Origin of the sequence: Burkholderia sp. E168m23 (assembly GCF_016586125.1) — a bacterium.
GTDB lineage: Bacteria > Pseudomonadota > Gammaproteobacteria > Burkholderiales > Burkholderiaceae > Burkholderia > Burkholderia orbicola.
On the sequence record NZ_BCPP01001600.1, the window covers coordinates 1 to 739 of the forward strand.

The window sequence follows — 739 nt, forward strand, 5'->3', positions numbered from 1 at the left end:
CATGCAGTCGTCCGGCAGCAGCACGAGCGGCAGCGGCTCGGGCAACTGCTCGGCGAGCGCGGGCGACGCGACCCACGACAGCGGTTCGCGCCGCAGCACCCAGCGCGTGTCGGCCGACACCGGCCGGAACGGCCCGCTCGACATGTTCATCACGACGCCGAGATCGATCTGCCCGCGTGCGTGCGCCGCTTCGATCTCCGCGCTCTTCATCGCGCTGACGTGCAGGCTCAACTGCGGGTAGCACTCCCGCAGCCGCGCCAGCATGCCCGCCACTTCATTCGTGCGGTAGTAATCGGTGATCGCGACGCGCAGTTCGCCCTTGATCGCCTGCCCGCGCAGCTCGTCGAACGCGGCCTCGTTCAGCGCGACGATGCGCCGCGCATGCTGCAGCAGCCGCGCGCCGGCCGGCGTCGGCTCGACGCCGCGCTTGCTGCGCACAAACAGCGGCACGCCGGCGCGCGATTCGAGCTTGCGCACCTGCTCGCTGACCGTCGATTGCGACAGGTGCAGCCGCGGTGCAGCGGCCGTCAGGCTGCCGGCATCCGCGACCGCCGCGAAAGTACGCAACTGATCCAGGTCGAAACCGCGCATCGTCGTTCCTCATCCATCGATTAACCCGATGGATGCTACCACTCTTTCCCGCTTTTCCGAACCATGGACGATGCCCAGAATAAGGGGTCAACGGCCTGCTTGCGTCGATCGCCTATCGGGCCCTCATTCTTTGGATCTGCTTTCACCA

General features: G+C 67.3%; 1 protein-coding gene. It reads right to left on the reverse strand.

Annotated elements, in window-relative coordinates:
• Positions 1-591 (reverse strand): LysR family transcriptional regulator (locus tag JMF90_RS39140; RefSeq protein ID WP_201326554.1); only part of this gene is annotated, 591 nt, incomplete at its 3' end.
• Positions 592-739: the final 148 nt, after the last annotated feature.